Annotated in this window: 15 protein-coding genes; 12 read left to right on the top strand and 3 right to left on the bottom strand. The window is 65.1% G+C overall.

The window, feature by feature from the left end:
• Nucleotides 1-64: 64 nt before the first annotated feature.
• The 7 genes from xylB (at nucleotide 65) to IVB48_RS26450 (ending at nucleotide 7654) form a co-directional block, all read left to right on the top strand.
• Complete coding sequence (gene xylB, locus IVB48_RS26480; RefSeq protein ID WP_247404405.1) at nucleotides 65-1519, top strand: xylulokinase; 1455 nt, start codon at nucleotides 65-67, stop codon at nucleotides 1517-1519.
• Complete coding sequence (gene xylA, locus IVB48_RS26475; RefSeq protein WP_247404401.1) at nucleotides 1520-2842, top strand: xylose isomerase; 1323 nt, start codon at nucleotides 1520-1522, stop codon at nucleotides 2840-2842. It begins immediately after the preceding gene.
• Between the two features lie 12 nt (nucleotides 2843-2854).
• Nucleotides 2855-3613 carry an ATP-binding cassette domain-containing protein gene (locus IVB48_RS26470; RefSeq protein ID WP_247404396.1) on the top strand — a complete coding sequence of 253 codons (759 nt, stop codon included), beginning with the start codon at nucleotides 2855-2857 and terminating at the stop codon, nucleotides 3611-3613.
• Nucleotides 3613-4695, top strand: a complete 1083-nt coding sequence (locus IVB48_RS26465) for an ABC transporter permease (RefSeq protein ID WP_247404393.1) — start codon at nucleotides 3613-3615, stop codon at nucleotides 4693-4695. Before IVB48_RS26470 ends, IVB48_RS26465 begins: the two co-directional genes overlap by 1 nt.
• A gap of 94 nt (nucleotides 4696-4789) precedes the next feature.
• Entirely contained in the window at nucleotides 4790-5722 is a 933-nt protein-coding gene (locus IVB48_RS26460) for a sugar-binding protein (protein ID WP_027514400.1), read from the top strand.
• Nucleotides 5723-5824: 102 nt separating this feature from the next.
• Nucleotides 5825-6802, top strand: coding sequence for an aldo/keto reductase (locus IVB48_RS26455; protein ID WP_247404390.1), 978 nt, complete (start codon nucleotides 5825-5827; stop codon nucleotides 6800-6802).
• A gap of 3 nt (nucleotides 6803-6805) precedes the next feature.
• Nucleotides 6806-7654 carry an amidohydrolase family protein gene (locus IVB48_RS26450; protein WP_247404387.1) on the top strand — a complete coding sequence of 283 codons (849 nt, stop codon included), beginning with the start codon at nucleotides 6806-6808 and terminating at the stop codon, nucleotides 7652-7654.
• 21 nt (nucleotides 7655-7675) lie between these two features.
• On the opposite strand, the gene IVB48_RS26445 is transcribed toward IVB48_RS26450, so the two are convergent.
• Complete coding sequence (locus IVB48_RS26445) at nucleotides 7676-8476, bottom strand: RimK-like protein (RefSeq protein ID WP_247404385.1); 801 nt, start codon at nucleotides 8474-8476, stop codon at nucleotides 7676-7678.
• Nucleotides 8477-8875: 399 nt separating this feature from the next.
• Here IVB48_RS26445 and IVB48_RS26440 point away from each other — a divergent pair, with 399 nt between their 5' ends.
• The 3 genes from IVB48_RS26440 to IVB48_RS26430 all read left to right on the top strand — a co-directional run bounded on the left by IVB48_RS26440 (nucleotide 8876) and on the right by IVB48_RS26430 (nucleotide 11902).
• Nucleotides 8876-9649 carry a ferredoxin--NADP reductase gene (locus tag IVB48_RS26440; RefSeq protein ID WP_007597827.1) on the top strand — a complete coding sequence of 258 codons (774 nt, stop codon included), beginning with the start codon at nucleotides 8876-8878 and terminating at the stop codon, nucleotides 9647-9649.
• 216 nt (nucleotides 9650-9865) lie between these two features.
• On the top strand, nucleotides 9866-11575 hold the full coding sequence (locus tag IVB48_RS26435; RefSeq protein WP_247404382.1) for an FMN-binding glutamate synthase family protein: 1710 nt from the start codon (nucleotides 9866-9868) through the stop codon (nucleotides 11573-11575).
• A gap of 84 nt (nucleotides 11576-11659) precedes the next feature.
• Nucleotides 11660-11902, top strand: a complete 243-nt coding sequence (locus IVB48_RS26430; protein ID WP_247285369.1) for a PilZ domain-containing protein — start codon at nucleotides 11660-11662, stop codon at nucleotides 11900-11902.
• Nucleotides 11903-11955: 53 nt separating this feature from the next.
• Here IVB48_RS26430 and IVB48_RS26425 read toward each other — a convergent pair whose 3' ends face one another.
• Complete coding sequence (locus IVB48_RS26425) at nucleotides 11956-13251, bottom strand: hemolysin family protein (RefSeq protein WP_027565867.1); 1296 nt, start codon at nucleotides 13249-13251, stop codon at nucleotides 11956-11958.
• Nucleotides 13252-13493: 242 nt separating this feature from the next.
• On the opposite strand from IVB48_RS26425, the gene IVB48_RS26420 reads away from it, so the two are divergent.
• Complete coding sequence (locus IVB48_RS26420; protein WP_247404379.1) at nucleotides 13494-15569, top strand: HAMP domain-containing methyl-accepting chemotaxis protein; 2076 nt, start codon at nucleotides 13494-13496, stop codon at nucleotides 15567-15569.
• Nucleotides 15570-15687: 118 nt separating this feature from the next.
• Complete coding sequence (locus IVB48_RS26415) at nucleotides 15688-16419, top strand: sulfite exporter TauE/SafE family protein (RefSeq protein WP_247357633.1); 732 nt, start codon at nucleotides 15688-15690, stop codon at nucleotides 16417-16419.
• Nucleotides 16420-16426: 7 nt separating this feature from the next.
• Here IVB48_RS26415 and IVB48_RS26410 read toward each other — a convergent pair whose 3' ends face one another.
• Nucleotides 16427-18391: a carbohydrate porin gene (locus IVB48_RS26410; RefSeq protein WP_247405430.1), complete on the bottom strand. Its 1965-nt coding sequence runs from the start codon at nucleotides 18389-18391 to the stop codon at nucleotides 16427-16429.
• Between the last annotated feature and the right edge of the window lie 329 nt (nucleotides 18392-18720).

Raw genomic sequence — 18720 nt, 5'->3', positions numbered from 1 at the left:
ACGACCCGTTGCGGATAAGGCGACTTTGAGTTCGCGCACCGCAACAGGCGAAAGGGAGGACGGCGTGTATCTCGGAATCGACATCGGCACATCAGGTGTGAAAGCGGTGCTCGTCAGCGAAGCCGGCGCGGTTGTCGCGACGGCGGCGCGCGAGCTTGCGCTATCGCATCCCGCGCCGCTGTGGTCCGAGCAGGATCCCGATGGCTGGGTCGATGCGGCGGTCGGCGCGGTCGACAATCTTGCCGCCCGCCATCCGCGCGAGGTCGCGCGGGTGCGCGGCATCGGGCTGTCGGGCCAGATGCACGGCGCGACGCTGCTGGACGAGGACGGACGGCCGCTGCGTCCCGCGATCCTATGGAACGACGGCCGCTCGCACGCCGAATGCGTCGCGCTGGAGCGGCGCTGCCCGTCGCTGCACACGATCGCCGGCAATCTGGCCATGCCCGGCTTCACCGCGCCGAAGCTGCTCTGGGTCGCCAAGCACGAGCCAAAAATCTTCGCGCGTGTCGCAAAGGTGCTGCTGCCGAAGGCCTACGTCCGCTATCGCCTGACCGGCGAGATGGTCGAGGACATGTCGGACGCGGCCGGCACCCTGTGGCTCGACGTCGGTCTGCGCCGCTGGTCGCCCCTGCTGCTGCATGCCTCCGGGCTCGATCTCCATCACATGCCACGCCTCGTCGAGGGCAGCGAGGTCAGCGCGACGCTCGCGCCGGACTACGCGCAACGCTGGGGCATGGCTAGGAATGTCGTGGTCGCCGGCGGCGCCGGCGATAATGCCGCGAGCGCGATTGGGCTCGGCGCCATCGCGCCGGGCGATGCTTTCCTGTCGCTTGGCACATCCGGTGTAGTGTTCCGCGTCACTGATCGGTTTGCACCGGCTCCGGCCTCGGCGGTCCATGCGTTCTGTCACGCACTGCCCGGTCGCTGGCATCAGATGGGCGTGATGCTGTCGGCTGCGGCTTCGCTGGCCTGGCTCGCGGGCGTGATGGAGGTTCCGGCCGCAGCGCTGCTGGCTCCACTCGGCGAGCGCGTCGATGGACCGAGCCCGGTCAAATTCCTGCCCTATCTCGACGGCGAGCGCACGCCGCACAACGATGCCGCGGCCAGCGGCGCCTTCGTCGGCCTGCGCGGTGCGACCGGCCGCTCCCAGATCGTTCAGGCCGTGCTCGAAGGCGTCGCCTTCGCCGCGCGCGACAATCTGGCGGTGCTGAGCGCGGCCGGCGGACCGCTTCCCGAGGTCGATCTCGTCGGCGGCGGCTCGCGCTCGCCGCTGTGGGCGCAGATCTGCGCCGATGTGCTCGGCATTCCCGTCCACCGCGTCGAGGAGGGCGAGGTCGGGGCGGCGCTCGGCGCCTCCAGGCTCGGACGGCTCGCCGCCACCGGCGAAGACGCCGCTGCGGTTTGCACCCGTCCGCGCCGGCTCGCGAGTTTTACGCCTCGCGCATCGGTCAGCGCGGCCTATGACGAGGTCTATCGCCGCTGGCGCGAACTTTATCCCGCGTTGAAGGAGTGTGCCTGAGTGACTGCGTCAGTGAAATTCTTTGATACAACCGCACCTGTCGCTTTCGCCGGCAAGGATGCGGGCAACACGCCGGCCTTCCGCTGGTACGACAAGGACCGCCTCGTCCATGGCCGCAGGATGGAAGACCATCTGCGCTTTGCGGTCTGCTATTGGCACTCGTTGTGCTGGCCCGGCGGCGATCCCTTTGGCGGCGAGACGTTCCTGCGACCCTGGCACCACGGCACCGATGCGATGGCGCAAGCGCGCGCCAAGGCCGACGTTGCCTTCGAGCTGTTTCGCCTGCTCGACGTGCCCTTCTTCACCTTCCACGACGTCGATGCGGCGCCGGAAGGGAACTCACTCGCGGAATCCGTCGCGAACCTCAATGCCATCGCCGATCTGTTCGAAGCGAAGATGGCCTCGAGCAAAGTGCGCCTGCTCTGGGGCACCGCCAATCTGTTCACGCATCGGCGCTACATGGCGGGCGCGGCCACCAATCCGGACCCCGAGATATTCACCTATGCCGCCGGCCAGGTCCGCGCCGCGCTGGAAGTGACGCACCGTCTCGGCGGCCAGAACTATGTGCTGTGGGGCGGGCGCGAGGGCTATGAGACGCTGCTCAACACCGATCTCAAGCGTGAGCTCGACCAGCTCGGCCGCTTCGTCTCGCTCGTCGTCGAGCACAAGCACAAGATCGGCTTCAAGGGGCCGATCCTGATCGAACCGAAGCCGAAGGAGCCGACCAAGCATCAATACGACTTCGACGTCGCCACCTGCTACGGCTTCCTCGCGCGCTACGACCTGCTGAAGGACGTCAAGCTCAACATCGAGCAGAACCATGCCATCCTCGCCGGCCACTCCTTCCATCACGAGGTCGCGCTCGCGGAGGCGCTGGGTGTGTTCGGCTCGCTCGACATCAACCGCGGCGACGATCTGCTCGGCTGGGACACCGACCAGTTCGCGATGAACGTGCCCGAGCTCGCCCTGGTGTTCCACGAGCTCCTGAGCCGCGGCGGCTTCAGCTCCGGCGGGCTGAATTTCGACGCCAAGATCCGCCGCCAGTCGATCGATCCCGACGATCTGATCCATGCCCATGTCGGCTCGATGGATGCCTGCGCGCGGGCGTTGCTCGCCGCCGCGGACATGCTCGACGCCGGCGTGTTCACTGCGCCGCTTGCGAAACGTTACGAGGGATGGGCCGGGCCCGAGGGCCGCGCCATTCTCGGCGGGCAGCGCTCGCTTGCCGAACTTGCCGACCGCGCGCACGGCCCGGGCTTTGACCCGCAGCCGCGCTCGGGCCGGCAGGAATATCTGGAATCCCTCGTCAACCGCTACGTCTGAGGAAGGCCGCTGATGACAAATGCACAAGCGACACCGGTCCTCGAGCTGACCGGCATAGGCAAGGAGTTCGGCGCGATCCGCGCGCTGCATGATGTCGACATGCAGGTCCTTCCCGGCGAGGTCGTCGGCCTGATGGGCGACAACGGCGCGGGCAAGTCGACGCTGGTCAAGATCATCGCCGGGAATTTCCGCCCAAGCCACGGCGAAATCCGCTTCGCCGACAGCGCGGTTCATTTCAACCGGCCCGTCGATGCCCGCGGCGTCGGCATCGAGGTGGTCTATCAGGACCTTGCGCTCGCCGACAATCTCACCGCAGCGGCCAACGTCTTTCTCGGCCGCGAGCTGAAGCGCAGGATCGGGCCGTTCGCGTTGCTCGACCACAAGGCAATGGCGGCGCGTGCGCTGGAGCTGTTCGGCGAGCTGCGCTCGGAGACGCGCCCCGACGATCTCGTCAAGCAGATGTCGGGCGGGCAGCGCCAGGCGGTTGCGATCGCGCGGACGCGGCTCTCCAACGCGAAGCTGGTCATGATGGACGAGCCCACGGCCGCGATCTCGGTCCGCCAGGTCGAGCAGGTGCTCGGCCTGATCCACCGGCTGAAAGAGCAGGGCGTTGCCGTGATGCTGATCTCGCATCGCATGCCCGACGTGTTCGCGGTGTGCGATCGCGTCATCGTCATGCGCCGCGGCGAAAAGCGGGCCGACAAGCCCATCCACCAGACCTCCCCCGAGGAGGTCACCGCCCTGATCACCGGCGCGAAGGAGGCGGCGTGATGGCCATGCCCATGGAATCCCCGATCACCTTTTCGAACATCGGCAAGATCAGATGGTGGCAGCGCGGCATCTTCGCGTCCCAGACTGGCTATGTCCTGCTCGCGCTGGCGGTGCTGCTGGTGGTCATGCATTTCGCCAGCCCGTACTTCTTCACCGAAGGCAACATGCAGAACGTGGCGAAGAATTTCTCCTTCATCGCCATTGCGACGCTCGGCGTCACCTTCGTGATCATCACCGGCGGCATCGATCTGTCGGTGGGCTCGATGATGTGCTTCTCCGCCATGGTCACCTCGATGGTGATGACCGAGCTGTCGGCGCCCGGCTCGTCGGCGGGCTCCCTGTTCGTGCACATGGCGGCCGACGGCAAGACCGTGCTTGCCAATGTCCCCGGCCTGATCCTGGTGGTCTCGCTTCTCGCCGGCCTCGGCGTCGCGCTGCTCGCCGGCCTCGTCAACGGGTTCTGTATCGCGGTGCTCGGCCTGTCGCCGTTCGTCACCACGCTCGGCATGCTCTCGATCGTACGCGGGCTCGGCTATGTCGTCTCGAACGGACGCGGCAGCTTCCCAGGTGGGCCGGATGCCGATTATTTCTACGCGCTCACCTCGGGCGACGTGCTCGGCGTGCCCGTGCCGTTCATTTATCTGATCGTCCTCGCGCTGGCGATGGCCGTGGTGCTGCACCACAGCTCGTTCGGCCGTCACGTGTTCGCGCTCGGCGGCAACGAGAAGGCGGCCGAACTCACCGGCATCCCGGTCGTGCGGGTGAAGATCGAGGTCTATGTGATCTGCGCGCTCGCCGCAGGCCTCCAGGGCATCATCATCTCGGGCTGGCTTGGGTCGGCGCCGGCCAACATGGCGACGTCCTACGAGCTCAACGTGATCGCTGCGGCCGTCATCGGCGGAGCCAATCTCGCCGGCGGCATCGGCGGTCCGCTCGGCGCCATCGTCGGCTGCGTGCTGCTCGAAGTGATCCGCAACGGCCTCGTGCTCGCCCAGGTCAGCTCCTACTGGCAGCAGACGCTGGTGGGCGTGATCATCATCCTGGCCGTATTGGTCGACCGCATCCGCTCGCGGATGATCTGAAACGACGTCGTTCCGGGACGGCAACGAAAATGCCGCCTGTCCGCTTCCCGGACGATCTTGAGAGGACAGGCGCCAAAGAAGGGTGGAGGAGACGATGAGGAAATATCTACTTGCCGGCATCGCGGTCGCGATGATGGCTACGCCGGCGTTTGCCGCAAACTACCGGTTCGTGATCGTGCCCAAGGCGATGAACAATCCGTTCTTCGACTTCGCGCGCGACGGCTGCCTGAAGCGTGCCAAGGAGCTCGGCAACATCGAGTGCATCTACAAGGGGCCGGTCGAGCACGAGCCGGCGACGCAGGCCCAGATCATCCAGGACTTCGTCACTCAGAAGGTCGACGGCCTCGCCATTTCGGTTGCCGACGTCGCGGCAATGACCAAGTCGATCGACGCGGCGACCGCGGCCGGCATCCCCGTCATCACCTTCGACGCCGATGCGCCCGGCGCCAAGCGCATCGCTTATATCGGCACCAACAACAAGGAGTTCGGCGTCGCCCTCGGCAAGCAGCTCCTGAAGCTGCGGCCCGACGGCGGCAAATATGCCATGGTCTCGGGTGGTCCCGGCGCCAAGAATCTCGCCGAGCGCGTCGACGGCGTCCGCGAGGCGCTGAAGGGCTCGAAATGGACCGAGGTCGCGGGCTCGCCGACGTTCTGCAACGACGATCCCGCGCTGGCGGTTCAGCAGATGACTGACATGCGTACCGCGACGCCCGACCTCGCCGCGATCGTTCCCATCGGCGGCTGGCCGATGTTCGCCCCCGAAGGCTTCAAGGCCTTCGCGTCCAGGTACAAGAAGGATATCGATTCCGGCAAGTTCACGCTTGTCGTGGCCGATACGCTGAAGATGCAGCTCGAGCTGTTGCGCGATGGCTATGCCAATGCGCTGGTCGGCCAGCGTCCGTTCGAGATGGGCGAGAAGGCGATGGACACGCTGCTCGCCATCAAGAAGGGCGAGAAGGTGCCGGAGATCGTTTATACCGGCCTCGATCTCGTGACCAAGGACAACGTTGCGCAGATGTTGAAGTAGGAGCGTCGCCAGCCCCGCGCTCCTGCGTGCCTCTCCCGCTTGCGCTTTTCGCAAGCGGGAGAGATGATTTGGCTGTTGGGGAAGACTGTTGAGGCAATGGGAATGAAAAGGTCGCGGCTCGGCTCTCTCGATGTCACCTCACTCGGCCTCGGTTCCGCCCCGCTCGGCGGATTGTTCACCCCCGTCAGCGACGCCGATGCGGAGGCGACGATCGCCCGCGCCTGGTCGCTCGGAATCCGCTTCTTCGATACCGCGCCGCTCTACGGCTTTGGCCTCGCGGAGCGACGCCTTGGGGCATTCCTGCGGCAACAGCCCCGTGACTCCTACGCCATCTCGACCAAGGTTGGCCGCCTGCTGCGCGTGCCCGATGGCGCGGCCGCCGAGGACGAGCATTACAAGGGCACGTCTCGCGAGCGGCCGGTGTTCGATTTCAGTTATGACGGGGTGATGCGTTCGGTGGAGGAAAGCCTAGCGCGGCTTGGGCTCGATCGCGTCGATGTCCTGCTCGTGCATGATCCCGACGATCATTACGACGACGCCGTCGCCGGCGCCTTCCGCGCGCTGCAGCGCCTGCGCACTGAGGGCACCGTCAAGGCGATCGGTGCCGGCATGAACCAGTCAGACATGCTGGTCCGGTTCGCAGAGGCCGTTCCGGTCGACTGCTTCCTGCTCGCCGGCCGCTACACGTTGCTCGATCAGGGCGCGCTGGATGCGCTGTTACCGCTCTGCGCGTCGAAGAATATCGGCATCCTGCTCGGCGGCATCTACAACAGCGGCATCCTGGCCAGTCCGCACACCGGCGCGAAGTTCAACTATCAGGACGCCGATGCGGCACTCGTCGCCCGCGCGCTCGCGCTGGACGAGCTTTGCCGCAAGCACGGCACCGAACTGAAAGCCGCCGCGCTGCAGTTCTGCATGGCCCATCCGGCAGTCACGGTCGCCGTGATGGGTGCGCGCAACGCCGCGGAAGTTGCTGACAACATCGCGATGTCGGAGACGGCGGTGCCGGCGGCGTTCTGGCAGGAGCTGCGTGGGCGAGAACTCGTCGACGCCCGCGCGCCATTGCCGGACGGAGCGTAAGGCATGATCATCGACGCTCACCAGCATTTCTGGGATCCCGCGCGCGCCGATTATCCCTGGATGGATGCGCCCGAGCTCACGCCGATCCGGCGTGCCTTCGGTCCGGCCGATCTCGCGCCCCTTTTGAGCGCGAACGGCATCGACGCGAGCATCCTGGTGCAGTGCCGCTCCGCCCTGGCGGAGACCGAGGAATTCCTGCGGATCGCGCATGCGACGCCCTCGGTGATCGGCGTCGTCGGCTGGGCCGATCTGACCGACGCTGCACTTGGTGAGACGCTGGACCGGCTGCGCGCTTCGCCCGGCGGTGACAAGCTGATCGGCATCCGCCACCAGGTCCATGACGAGGCCGATCCGGATTGGTTGTTGCGCGAGGACGTCCAGCGCGGCCTCACGGCCGTGTTCGCGCACGATCTCGCCTACGATTTCCTGGTCCGCACCCGCGAGCTGCCGGCCGCGATCGCAACCGCACAAGCGTTCCCGCAGGCGCGCTTCGTGCTCGACCACGCGGCCAAGCCGCCGATTGCCGACGGTGGAAGCACTGAATGGTCCAATGGCATCGCGGCACTCGCGGCCTGCGGCAATGTCTGGTGCAAGGTCTCGGGGCTGGCGACAGAAGCGGTTTGGAGCGACTGGAATGCGGAGCTGCTGTTTCCGTTCGTCGCGCACGCCGCGACATGCTTTGGCGAAGATCGCCTGATCTTCGGCTCGGACTGGCCGGTATGCTTGCTCGCGGGGAGCTATGGTGAGATCAAGGGCGCGCTGGAGGCCTGCCTGATGAAGCTCGGTCCGCAGGCGCGTGAGAAGGCGTTTGGCGTGAACGCGAAGGCTGCGTATCGGTTGGCGGTCGGTTGAAGCCGACAGCGCGCGTGTTGCTCAGCGTTCCCCAAACACCCGATCCAGCGCTGCATCGTACGTCGTCTGCACCAGCGCCGGATGCAGCTTCGCCAGCGCCTCCATCATCACGCCGGAATTGATCTCGAGCACGCGCCAGACGCCGTCGACGTGCACGAGGTCGATCGAGGCGAAGGTGATGCCGATGGCCTTGGCGGCGTCGATGGCGAGCTCCGCGCAGGCTGCGCGAAGATCGCCGGCCTGCATCAGCACGGGCTTTGCACCCGCATCGAGATTGTGCCGCCAATCCGAGCCGCGCTGCTTGCTGTAGACGACGAGTGGCACATCATCGAGCAGCACCACGCGAACTTCATCCTCGATCACGACATAGGGCGAAATAACGAGTCCGGCGCTCATCGAAAAGGCTTCGCCAACCGCATGATCGAGTTCTGTTTCCGTCGTGACCCTGAAGACGGATCGTCCCGACGTCCCCTCGTTCGGCTTCACCACCACGCCTTGCGGATTGTCGTGAAGCAGCGCCAGCATTGCCTCTCGCCAGGCGACGCCGACAACCTTCTCGCCCAACTTCGGATTGAGGAACAGGCGATGGGGAATGCAAGGCACGCCCTCGAGCGCCAGCACCTCGGCGGTGGCCGATTTGTCGTTGGCCAGGCGGTGCGCGATGGCGCTGTTGAGGCCGATGTCGTAGCCGAACGCGAAGCGGCGCTGCTCGCCCCGGCGCATCGCGAGCAGCCAGCCATCGGCGCGGACTTCGAGCGCGATGCCATGGGTCGCGCAATAGCGCCTGATCGCCTGGACGAAGATCCGCTCGCCGTTCACCATGTGTCTTGTCGCCACTCGCAGCCGTCAGTTCCAGTCGAGCTTGGCGCCAAAAGCCGCAAAAAAGCGGGAAACGGCGCCAGACGAGAGTGAAATCAGAGCTATTCTTAATGAAATTCTCGCGAGCGCCACGGAAATTAAGTGCTGTATTCAGTCCCCGGAGGGAAAAGAAATTGCCCTCCGCGCGCGCCGGACAGCAGATCCATTAATGATGCGACCATTTCCGCCGCAAATGCCGGTTTGACCGGCATCAATTGCATCCGGAACGAGGTTGATTATTGGTCTCAATGGCGTAGATCACACACGCGAAATCCTCCGCCATGGCAATGGTGTCCGCTCCGCTTTCAGGGGCCGGGCAACGCTTTTGCCCTAAAAACGCAATTATTCGGAATATCGAAAATCATGAGCGCGTTTTACCGAGAGAAGGTTCTTTCCGTCCAGCACTGGACCGACACCCTGTTCAGCTTTCGCGCAACCCGCGATTCCGGCTTCCGCTTCCAGAACGGCCAGTTCGCGATGATCGGCCTCGAGGTTGAGGGCCGCCCGCTGCTCCGCGCCTACAGCATGGCCAGCGCCAACCACGAGGAAGAGCTCGAGTTCTTCTCGATCAAGGTTCAGGACGGCCCGCTGACGTCGCGGCTCCAGAAGATCAAGGAAGGCGACACCATCCTGGTCGGCCGCAAGGCGACCGGCACGCTGATCACCGACAATCTCATTCCTGGCAAGCGGCTGATGCTGCTCTCGACCGGCACGGGCCTGGCGCCCTTCGCCAGCCTGATCAAGGACCCCGAGGTTTACGACCAATTCGACAGCATCGTGCTGGTGCATGGCTGCCGTCAGGTCTCCGAGCTCGCCTATGGCGAGAAGCTCGTCGCCGGTCTTCGCGAGGACGAACTGTTCGGCGAGTTGCTCGCGGACAAGCTCATCTACTACCCGACCGTGACCCGCGAGCCGTTCAAGAACCGCGGCCGCATCACCGATCTCATCAGCTCCGAGCAGATCTTCAACGACATCGGCCAGGGCCCGCTCGACATCGCGACCGACCGCATCATGATGTGCGGCAGCCCGGCGATGCTCGAAGAGCTGAAACTGATGTTCGAGGGCCGCGACTTCGTCGAGGGCTCCGGCAACAAGCCCGGCCATTTCGTGATCGAAAAGGCGTTCGTCGAGCGGTAGGCCCTCTCGTGTCGTCCTGGCAAAAGCCAGGACGCTTGCCTGGGTAAAGCGCCTTGACCGGTTAATTCCGTCCCTCCCGAGCCCTGCTGCACCGCAGCAGCCCGCCCATCGGGCTGATTGATTTGTCCCCGCCGAATTCGCTAGCGTGAAACAACCGCCGCGTCATATCCGTATGACAGGCGCGGGCGTATCGTACCGCCTCATGCTGGCGAGAGGATGGGAATCGTGGCCGACGAGAACAAAACGCAGGAATCGCCCAACCCATCGGCCAAACGGCTGCCGCTGGCGGAAGAGGGGATCATGGAAACCCTGCTGCTGCCATTCTCTCCGCGCTTCATCGTCCTGACGATCTGCGCGGTGGTCACGGCGCTGCTGACCGGCATCGGCTTCGCCGATGGCAAGATCTTCGACATCCTGCTGATCCCGATCCTGATCTTCGGCGCGCTGACGGCGCTTGGCGTCCGCGACCTCATGCAGAAGGGCCACGCCGTTCTGCGCAACTACCCGATCTCGGCCCATATCCGTTTTTTGCTCGAAGAGATACGCCCGGAGATGCGGCAGTACTTCTTCGAGAGCGAGAAGGACGGCATGCCGTTCTCGCGCGACATCCGTGCGGTGGTCTATCAGCGCGCCAAGATGCAGCTCGACAAGCGTCCGTTCGGCACCCAGGAGGACGTCTACCGCCAGGGTTATGAGTGGATGCATCACTCGGTCTCGCCGAAGACGCATGCCGAGGAGAAATTCCGCGTCACCATCGGCGGACCGGATTGCGCCAAGCCGTATTCGGCTTCGGTGTTCAACATTTCCGCCATGAGTTTTGGCGCGCTCAGCCCGAATGCCGTGCGCGCGCTGAATGCCGGTGCCAGGAAGGGCGGCTTCGCGCACGACACCGGCGAGGGCGGCTTCAGCCCCTATCACGCGGAGATGGGCGGCGACATCATCTGGGAGATAGGTTCGGGCTATTTCGGCTGCCGCCATCTCGACGGCACCTTCGATCCCGAAGCCTTCGCGCGCGTCGCGCGCCAGGACCAGATCAAGATGGTCGAGCTCAAGATCAGCCAGGGCGCCAAGCCCGGTCATGGCGGCGTGCTGCCGGCGGCGAAAGTCTCGGAGGAGATTTCCAAGATCCGCGGAGTCGCCATGGGCGAGGATTGCATCTCGCCGGCCTCGCATCGCGCCTTCTCGACGCCTGTTGGCATGATGCAGTTCATCGGCGAGATGCGAAAGCTCTCCGGCGGCAAGCCGACCGGCTTCAAGCTGTGCATCGGCCACCCCTGGGAATTTTTGGCGATCTGCAAGGCGATGATCGAGACCGGCATCTATCCCGACTTCATCGTCGTCGACGGCAACGAGGGCGGCACCGGCGCCGCGCCGCTGGAGTTCATGGACCATCTGGGCATGCCGATGCGCGAGGGCGTCAGTTTCGTCCACAACGCGCTGATCGGCATCAACGCGCGCGACCGCATCAAGATCGGCGCCTCCGGCAAGATCGCCACCGCCTTCGACATGGCGCGGGCCATGTCGATCGGCGCGGACTACTGTAATTCGGCGCGCGGCTTCATGTTCTCGCTCGGCTGCATCCAGTCGCTGAGCTGCCACACCGACCGCTGCCCGACCGGCGTCGCGACCCAGGATCCGACGCGGGCGCGCGCACTCTACGTGCCGCTCAAGATTGACCGCGTGCACAATTATCACCTTGCGACGCTGCACTCGCTGACCGAGCTGGTCGCCGCGGCCGGTCTCGAACATCCGCAGCAGCTGCGCCCGATCCACTTCTCCCAGCGTACCTCGACGACGGACGTGAAATCCTTCGCGCAGCTCTATCCCTCGCTGCGTCCGGGCGAGCTGCTCGAAGGTACCGAAGACGCACGCTTCCGTGATGCTTGGCGGATGGCGCGGACGGAGACGTTCCAGCCGGCGCCGTAGGGCAAGGCCGCAGGTCCTGCGCAAAGGCATCACGACATGGGCTGCGTTTAACGTTTTGTTCAACTTTGGGTATAGATTGTCCCCATGGACGAGCGGCGCGACAAGGCAAGGCATCGCGTGCTGAAGGCCGGAACGATCGAGTTCGGCGGCGGCGGCGCGATCGACTGCACTATCCGCAACCTGTCCGATACCGGCGCCGCGCTCGACGTCAGCAGTCCCGTCGGCATCCCCGACCATTTCAGCCTGTTCGTCCAGGCCGGCGGAACACATCTCGCCTGCACCGTGATCTGGCGCAAGGAGAAGCGGATCGGGGTGAGGTTCGGGTGAGGGTCTAGCGCAACAAATTCCGCTGTCGTGTTGAGAGTATCGCGAGCGCTCGCTCACCCCGTCTCTACTTCGCTCCGCCGGCTCGCGAGAATCTTGTCGATCCTCCGTCCGTCGAGATCGACCACCTCGATGTGCCAGTCGCCGAAGTCGAAGGCGTCGCCGACATCAGGCAGCACGTTGAACTGTTGCAGCACAAGGCCGGCGACCGTGTTGTAGCGGTGCGGCGGCAGTTCGACGCCGATCAGCTCGCCGAATTCGTCGACTGGCATCCAGCCTGAGACCAGCAGCGAATCATCCGCGCGCTTGACGTAGGCCGGTTCCGGCGGGCCTTCCTCGGAATGGAAGGCGCCGACGATCGATTCCAGAATGTCAGCCGTCGTCACGATGCCTTCGAAGGCGCCGTATTCGTCGTAGACGAGGCCGACATGCACCGGCGCCGCCTTGAGGATCGCCAGCACGTCGCGGGCATCAGCTGAGGCGGGAATGCCGGGCGCCTCGCGGACCAGCACGCGCAAATCCGGCGTACGCTCGTTCATGAAGGCGACCAGCAGGTCCTTGGCCTGGAGCACGCCGATCGGCTTGTCGCGGTCGCCGTCGGACACGGGAAAGCGAGAATGCGGACTCTTGGCGATGGTCGCTTGAATGCTCTCCGGCGTATCGTTGAGGTCGATCTCGTTGACCTCCGTGCGCGGCGTCATGATCGCGCCGACCGGCCGGTCGCCGAGCCGCATCACGCCCGCGATCATCTCCTTTTCACCTGACTCGAGCACGCCCGCGCTTTCCGCCTCGCTGACGAGATGATGGATCTCGTCTTCCGAGACCTTCTCTTCGGACTTGCCGCCGTGGCCGAGCAGCGTGAGGATCAGCTTGCCGGAGAGATCGAGCAGGAAGACCAGGGGCAGCGAGACCTTCGCAAGCACGTGCATCGCGGGTGCAACCCTGACCGCGATGCTCTCGGGGTCGCGCAGCGCCACCTGCTTAGGCACCAGCTCGCCGACGATCAGGGTGGCGTAGGTGATGAGCGTGACGACCAGGCCCACTCCGACGATGTCGGCAATTCCTGCGGACAGGCCGAGCTCGAGCAGCCATTGCGTCAGCCGCTGTCCGAGCGTCGCGCCCGAGAACGCGCCGGAGAGCACGCCGACCAGCGTGATCCCGATCTGCACCGTCGAGAGGAATTTGCCCGGGTCGGCCGCGAGCGTCAGCGCCCGCTCGGCGCCGCGGACGCCCTTGGCGGCGAGCATCGACAGCCGGGCCGGGCGTGACGAGACCACGGCGAGCTCGGACATGGACAGCAAGCCGTTGATGACGATCAGGACGACGACGATGGCGAGTTCGGCGGAGAGCATTGACGTTCCGAGGTAAGGGAGTGTGGCCGAATGGCGGCCCAGGCATTGATATAGGTATTCGGGGAAGAAATGCCGATGATTCTGTCGCATCCGGCATCGCGAAGGAACTTCGGCGACACCGTCCCGGAAGGCACTCGAAGCCCAATACCCCGCGGAACTACGGGCATGCCGTTGCTTAACGGGCTCTTAGCGGCCAGCGGCTAGGTTCTCGACATTTGCAGGAATATATTCGGGGGATCAGAATGCGGATCGGGAAACTCTTTGCGCTGTCGATGCTGACGGTGACGGTGTTTGCAGTCATCCTTGGCGCCGAGGTGCTCGTACCCCAGGCGCGCATCTTCACGAACCGCTCCGACGCGATCAAGACGGTCGACGCCTTTGGTGCGACCTTGATGGTCAGTCAGCACGTTGCCGGCCTTCGTGCCCCCTACATTTCGCCGATTTTCCAGGAGAACCCTGCGACGCAGGCCCAGATCGAAGGCGCCGCGAAGGCCGCGAAAGCAGCCGATGCCGCATTTGAGGGGGCGAGGCGCGCCATCCTTGTGCTGGATGATTCCGGACCGATGATCGAAAACCTGGACCGTACCGCCCGGCGGCTCAAGGATATCTACACCGCTGCAGACCGCGCGATGAGCGTTCCCTTGGCGGCGCGCGACAGCGCTGTGGTCAAGGGCTTCCTACCGGGCGTTGCAGAGGTCATCGGCAATATCGAGCCGATCATGAACCGGCTCGAAGCGAAGGTCATCAATGCCGATTCTTCGCTTGCGGCGCTGTTGAGCTTGGCGCGAACGGCGCAGGACCTGCGCGTCTCGGCCGGCAGCCGCGCCGCCACGCTGTCGCCGGCGCTGAGCGCGCGCCGCCCGCTCACGGCTCCCGAATTCTCGCTGATGGATCGTATGCAGGGGCGTGTCGAGGCCGACCGCGAGCGCATCGAGGCCGGCATCGACCAGCTCGGAAGCCCGCCCCGCATCGCCACCGCGCTGAAGGCGGCGACGGATTCCTATTTCGGAAAAGCAGCCGCTGCCGTGGACAAAGAGATGCCCGCGGCTAGTGGCGACGGCAAATACGGCATCAACGCCGAAGAGCTGGCCACCGTCATTGTCCCCGCCATCCAGATGTTCTACGGCGTGCGCGATGCCGCGCTGACGGAAGCTGCCGAGCGCGCCTCGGCCGCGCGCGATGGCGCGCTTGCGATGCTCGCGCTCGCGGGCGTGGCGGTGCTGGCGCTGCTGGGGACACTCGGTGGTGTGACCATGATGCTGCGCCGGCGCGTGGTGACGCCGCTGAGCCGGCTCGCGGACGTGATCGCAACGCTTGCCGCCGGACAGCACGAGGTCGAGATTCCCGTGACGGGCCGCAACGACGAGATCAGCCAGGTGGCGGGCTCGCTCCAGCACTTCAAGGATTCGCTCTCCGCCAAGAAGGCTGCCGACGAGGCCGCCGCGGTGGAAGCCGAGGCGAAACTCCGGCGCAGCCAGCGCATGGACCAGATCGCGCGCGATTTCGAAGCGTTGATCGGCGACGTCATCAACACCGTGTCGTCGGCATCGTCGGAGCTGGAAGTGTCGGCGGGAACGCTGACGAGCACCGCCGATCAATCGGAAAAGGTCACCGCGACGGTGGCGGCCGCCTCCGAGCAGGCCTCCAGCAACGTGCAGACCGTTGCCGCGGCCGCGGAGGAAATGGCGTCTTCGGTCGACGAGATCGGTCGACAGGTCCAGGACTCCGCGCGGGTCGCCAGCGAAGCGGTGCAGCAGGCGGCGCGGACCAACGACTATGTCGGCGAGCTCGCCAAGGCTGCCGGCCGGATCGGCGACGTGGTCGAGCTCATCAGCCAGATCGCGGGCCAGACCAATCTTCTGGCGCTCAATGCAACGATCGAGGCGGCGCGCGCCGGCGAGGCCGGGCGCGGCTTCGCCGTGGTCGCCTCCGAAGTCAAGGCGCTCGCCGAGCAGACCGCCAAGGCCACCGGCGAGATCAGCCAGCAGATCACGGGAATCCAGAGCGCGACGGAGGATTCGGTCGGCGCCATCAAGTCGATCGGCGACACCATCACCCGGATGTCCGAGATCGCATCGGCGATCGCCTCCGCAGTCGAGGAGCAGGGCGCCGCGACGCGGGAGATTTCGCGCAACGTGCAGCAGGCGGCGCGCGGCACCCAACAGGTCTCCGCCAGCATCGTCGACGTGCAGCGCGGCGCGCGCCAGACCGGATCGGCCTCCTCCACCGTGCTTGCGTCAGCGAAGTCGCTGTCCGGCGAGAGCAGCCGCCTCAAGGTCGAGGTCGGGAAGTTCCTGGACGCGATCCGGGCCGCGTAACATCGTCATTGTGGAAGGAAGCGGCTTCACCTAGGCTTGCAGCCTTGGGGGTGTCGCAGCCTCCCCATGAAGTGGGTGATCCCACGCAAGCGCTGCTCGCTGATGTTTGGAGCGAGCAATGGACGGGATCACAATCGAGCTTACCCTTTTCCTGACGGCCACCTTCGCCGGCGCGTTCGTCGCCGGCCTCTCCGGCTTTGCCTTCGGCCTGGTGGCGGCATCGCTGTGGCTTTACGTGCTGACGCCACTTCAAAGCGCCAGCCTGATCGTCGGCTTCGGCCTCCTGGTGCAGGGCTACTCGGTCTGGAAGCTGCGCAGCGCGCTCGACTGGCGCCGGCTATGGCCCTTCATGATCGGTGCCGTCGTGGGCGTGCCGGTCGGCGTGTCACTCCTGACCTCGGCCGATCCCAAGAGCGTCCGCATCGCGGTTGGGGCGATCCTGATCGTCTATAGCCTCTACGCGTTCTTCAGGCCGCAGCTCAAGGTCGCGACAATCGTGCCCCCGGCCGCAGACATGACAATTGGTTTCGTCAACGGTCTGCTTGGTGGGCTGACCGGCCTCGCCGGCATCATCGTCACCATCTGGTGCAATCTGCGCGGCCTGCCGAAGGATGTTCAGCGCGCCACGTTCCAGCCCGTCGCGGTTGTGGTGTTTGCCATTGCGGCACTGCTGCTGGGCGCCAAGGGGGCGCTCACGTTCGACACCGCAAAGCTGTTCGCGCTCGGCCTGCCGTTTCTCTTTGCGGGAACGTGGCTCGGGCTAAAACTGTTCGGCCGGATCGATGAGGCGATGTTCCGTAAGATCGTGCTCGCGTTGCTGTTCGTCTCCGGCGTCGCGCTGCTGTTCTGAGCCGCGGTCAGAACTCCCCGTGCAGCCGACCTGAGAACACCGACACCGGGCCGCGATCAGCGTTGTAGGCGGGGTTGACGATGAGCTGGTAGTCCGCGGTGAAGGTCAGCGCCTTGTTGAGCGCGTAGGCGTAATAGGTCTCCAGCACGCGTTCCCTGCGGTAGTTGAGCTGGCCGTCACCGATCAGCGGACCGAGACCGCCGGCGGCGATGAAGTCGCGATGGTCCTGCGAGAGGCCGTTGATCGCGCCGGCAATGGCGACGACGTCGTCGGGCCGGCCCCATGTCGCTCCCTTGACCGAGACACCGCCGGACAGGCTACGGTCGATGTCGGTGAAGGCCATGATCTCGTTGCGGCCATCGTTCCAGCTCCAGCGGCCGAACACGCCGATATCGTCGGTGATCGCCTGTTCGACATTCAAAGCGTAGCCGTATTTGAGCCGGCCGCGGCGGGTCTGGCTGATGTCGAGGTTGAGCAGCGGATTATCCAGCGTCTCGCGATAGCTGCCGGAATAGGCGCTGTTGACGAAGCCGAGCGTGCGCAGCTTGCCGGGCTGGCCGAACAGCGAGTAGCGCATCTCGAGCTCCGCGACATATTCGCCGCGGCGGCCGATATTCATGTCGAAATTGTTCGAGTTGGACTGGGCGTCCATCAGGAAGTAGCCGGCGCGCAGCGCCCATTGCTTCTGATTCAATTCGGCCGTTGCACCATAGCCGAGGCCGAGCTTGTCGGCGGCGTAGTCGAAGGCGCCGGATGCCCAGATCGACCAGTTCATGAAATCCTTGCGCGGATCGTGCGCGTAGGAATTGCCGTCGAAGACGTCGACCACGGAGAGCTTTCCGACCTGCAAAGTCAAACGCGACACGTCGGCCTTGCCAGCAAGCTGAAACTGGCCGCTGGCAAGCTCCTCCTGCTCGCCGCCGAAGCCGAAGGTGTGGCGCACGAACAGCCGCGAGGCGTTGAAGTGCGGATAGGGAAAGCCGGACTTCTGCGCTTCGCCGTTGGGGAAGCCCCCCGCGCCGGTCGTGTTGTTGAAGCCAAAGCCCTGCAGCAGCTCGGGATTGAAATAGACCTCGCCGCCGTCCCACAGCCGCGCATTCAGATAGAGCGAATTGCTCCAGGTCTGCTGCAGATCCGGCGAGGGGGTGAAGCTGTTCGGCCCGGTATAGGGCGCTCTGAACGAGGGATGTCCCTGGGCCAGCGCTGTCGACTGGCCGTGGATCTCCCAGCGGCTGGACTCGGTATCGGTGATGTCAGACTTCGGATTGTAGGTCGGCAGGCCCGGCCAGTCGATCTTGCGATTGAGGCCGATCCGCAGGCTCTGGAAATCCATCGAGGACGAATATTGCGCGCCCGAGGGGAAGGTGACGCGGGCGTTCTCGAACTTGCTGTAGAGATATTCGAGCCGCGCGCTCCAGTGCGGCGCGAAGGCATATTCGACGCCGCCGCCGGCGGTCCAGCCGAACCGCGTGTTCAACACCTTCTCCTCATTGCCGCCTGCCGGTGTCGAGAGAAAGCGCTCGCCGGCAAAAGCGGCGCCGCCAGTCGCGTAGAACAGGAATGCGCCCGTGGTGTAGCCGAGCCGCGCGCGCAGGCTCGCGACGTAATCCCAGCGCTCCTCCGCGCTCGATAGCGCGGTGGTCGTCGACGACACCACGTGGTTGGAGGACAGATAGTTCGGAAAGGAGATGTCGCCTTCGACGCCGAGCAGAAGCCCTGAGTTGAGGCGCCAATTGTAGCCGGCCTGCACGCCGCCGGTCGCGCCGGTGAAGACATGATTATCGGTCGCGACCGCGGGATCGGTCAGCATGGCCGAGGACGTGCCGCGGGTGAAACCGGCGTGTGCACCGATATAGAGGCCCGTCCAGTCGTAGACGGCCCTGAGCGCAGGTGCCTTCAGCGGCAGATCAGCCGCGCGGCTGCTGGCGGGCAAAGCCAAGACGCCCGAGGCAATCGCCGCGGCCGTCCGCAAATACCTGTAACGGTGACCCCTCAACGTCAAAACGCACGCCCCCAAAAGCGAGTGTGTCCACTCGCCGCACTATCCCTGCCGATTCGCGGCGACCCTGTCATCAGGCTTAGGTGCTCCGCGATCGGACCTGATGATCTCAGTCCGGCGCGACTTCTTCCCAAGCCCCTGAGCCTGTTGCAAACCGTATTGCGATTAATTCGCAATAGCAACTAGTGCAGATTGCCGCAGGGGATGGTTCGCACCGCTGTGTGACGGGGCTGCAACAAAATCCCGAGGCCCCAAAACAGTTGACCCCGCCCGGGGGGACATCCGGGCGGGGTCAACTGTTT

The organism is Bradyrhizobium sp. 76, assembly GCF_023073025.1.
GTDB lineage: Bacteria > Pseudomonadota > Alphaproteobacteria > Rhizobiales > Xanthobacteraceae > Bradyrhizobium.
This window is presented reverse-complemented; position numbering and strand designations above follow the sequence as displayed.

Coding starts and splice junctions, on each gene's coding strand:
- IVB48_RS26465 (WP_247404393.1), top strand. CDS start 3,613: ATGGCCATGCCCATGGAATCCCCGATCACCTTTTCGAACATCGGCAAG.
- IVB48_RS26430 (WP_247285369.1), top strand. CDS start 11,660: ATGGACGAGCGGCGCGACAAGGCAAGGCATCGCGTGCTGAAGGCCGGA.
- IVB48_RS26415 (WP_247357633.1), top strand. CDS start 15,688: ATGGACGGGATCACAATCGAGCTTACCCTTTTCCTGACGGCCACCTTC.
- IVB48_RS26445 (WP_247404385.1), bottom strand. CDS start 8,476: ATGGTGAACGGCGAGCGGATCTTCGTCCAGGCGATCAGGCGCTATTGC.
- IVB48_RS26455 (WP_247404390.1), top strand. CDS start 5,825: ATGAAAAGGTCGCGGCTCGGCTCTCTCGATGTCACCTCACTCGGCCTC.
- IVB48_RS26450 (WP_247404387.1), top strand. CDS start 6,806: ATGATCATCGACGCTCACCAGCATTTCTGGGATCCCGCGCGCGCCGAT.
- IVB48_RS26420 (WP_247404379.1), top strand. CDS start 13,494: ATGCGGATCGGGAAACTCTTTGCGCTGTCGATGCTGACGGTGACGGTG.
- IVB48_RS26425 (WP_027565867.1), bottom strand. CDS start 13,251: ATGCTCTCCGCCGAACTCGCCATCGTCGTCGTCCTGATCGTCATCAAC.
- IVB48_RS26460 (WP_027514400.1), top strand. CDS start 4,790: ATGAGGAAATATCTACTTGCCGGCATCGCGGTCGCGATGATGGCTACG.
- IVB48_RS26470 (WP_247404396.1), top strand. CDS start 2,855: ATGACAAATGCACAAGCGACACCGGTCCTCGAGCTGACCGGCATAGGC.
- IVB48_RS26435 (WP_247404382.1), top strand. CDS start 9,866: ATGGGAATCGTGGCCGACGAGAACAAAACGCAGGAATCGCCCAACCCA.
- IVB48_RS26440 (WP_007597827.1), top strand. CDS start 8,876: ATGAGCGCGTTTTACCGAGAGAAGGTTCTTTCCGTCCAGCACTGGACC.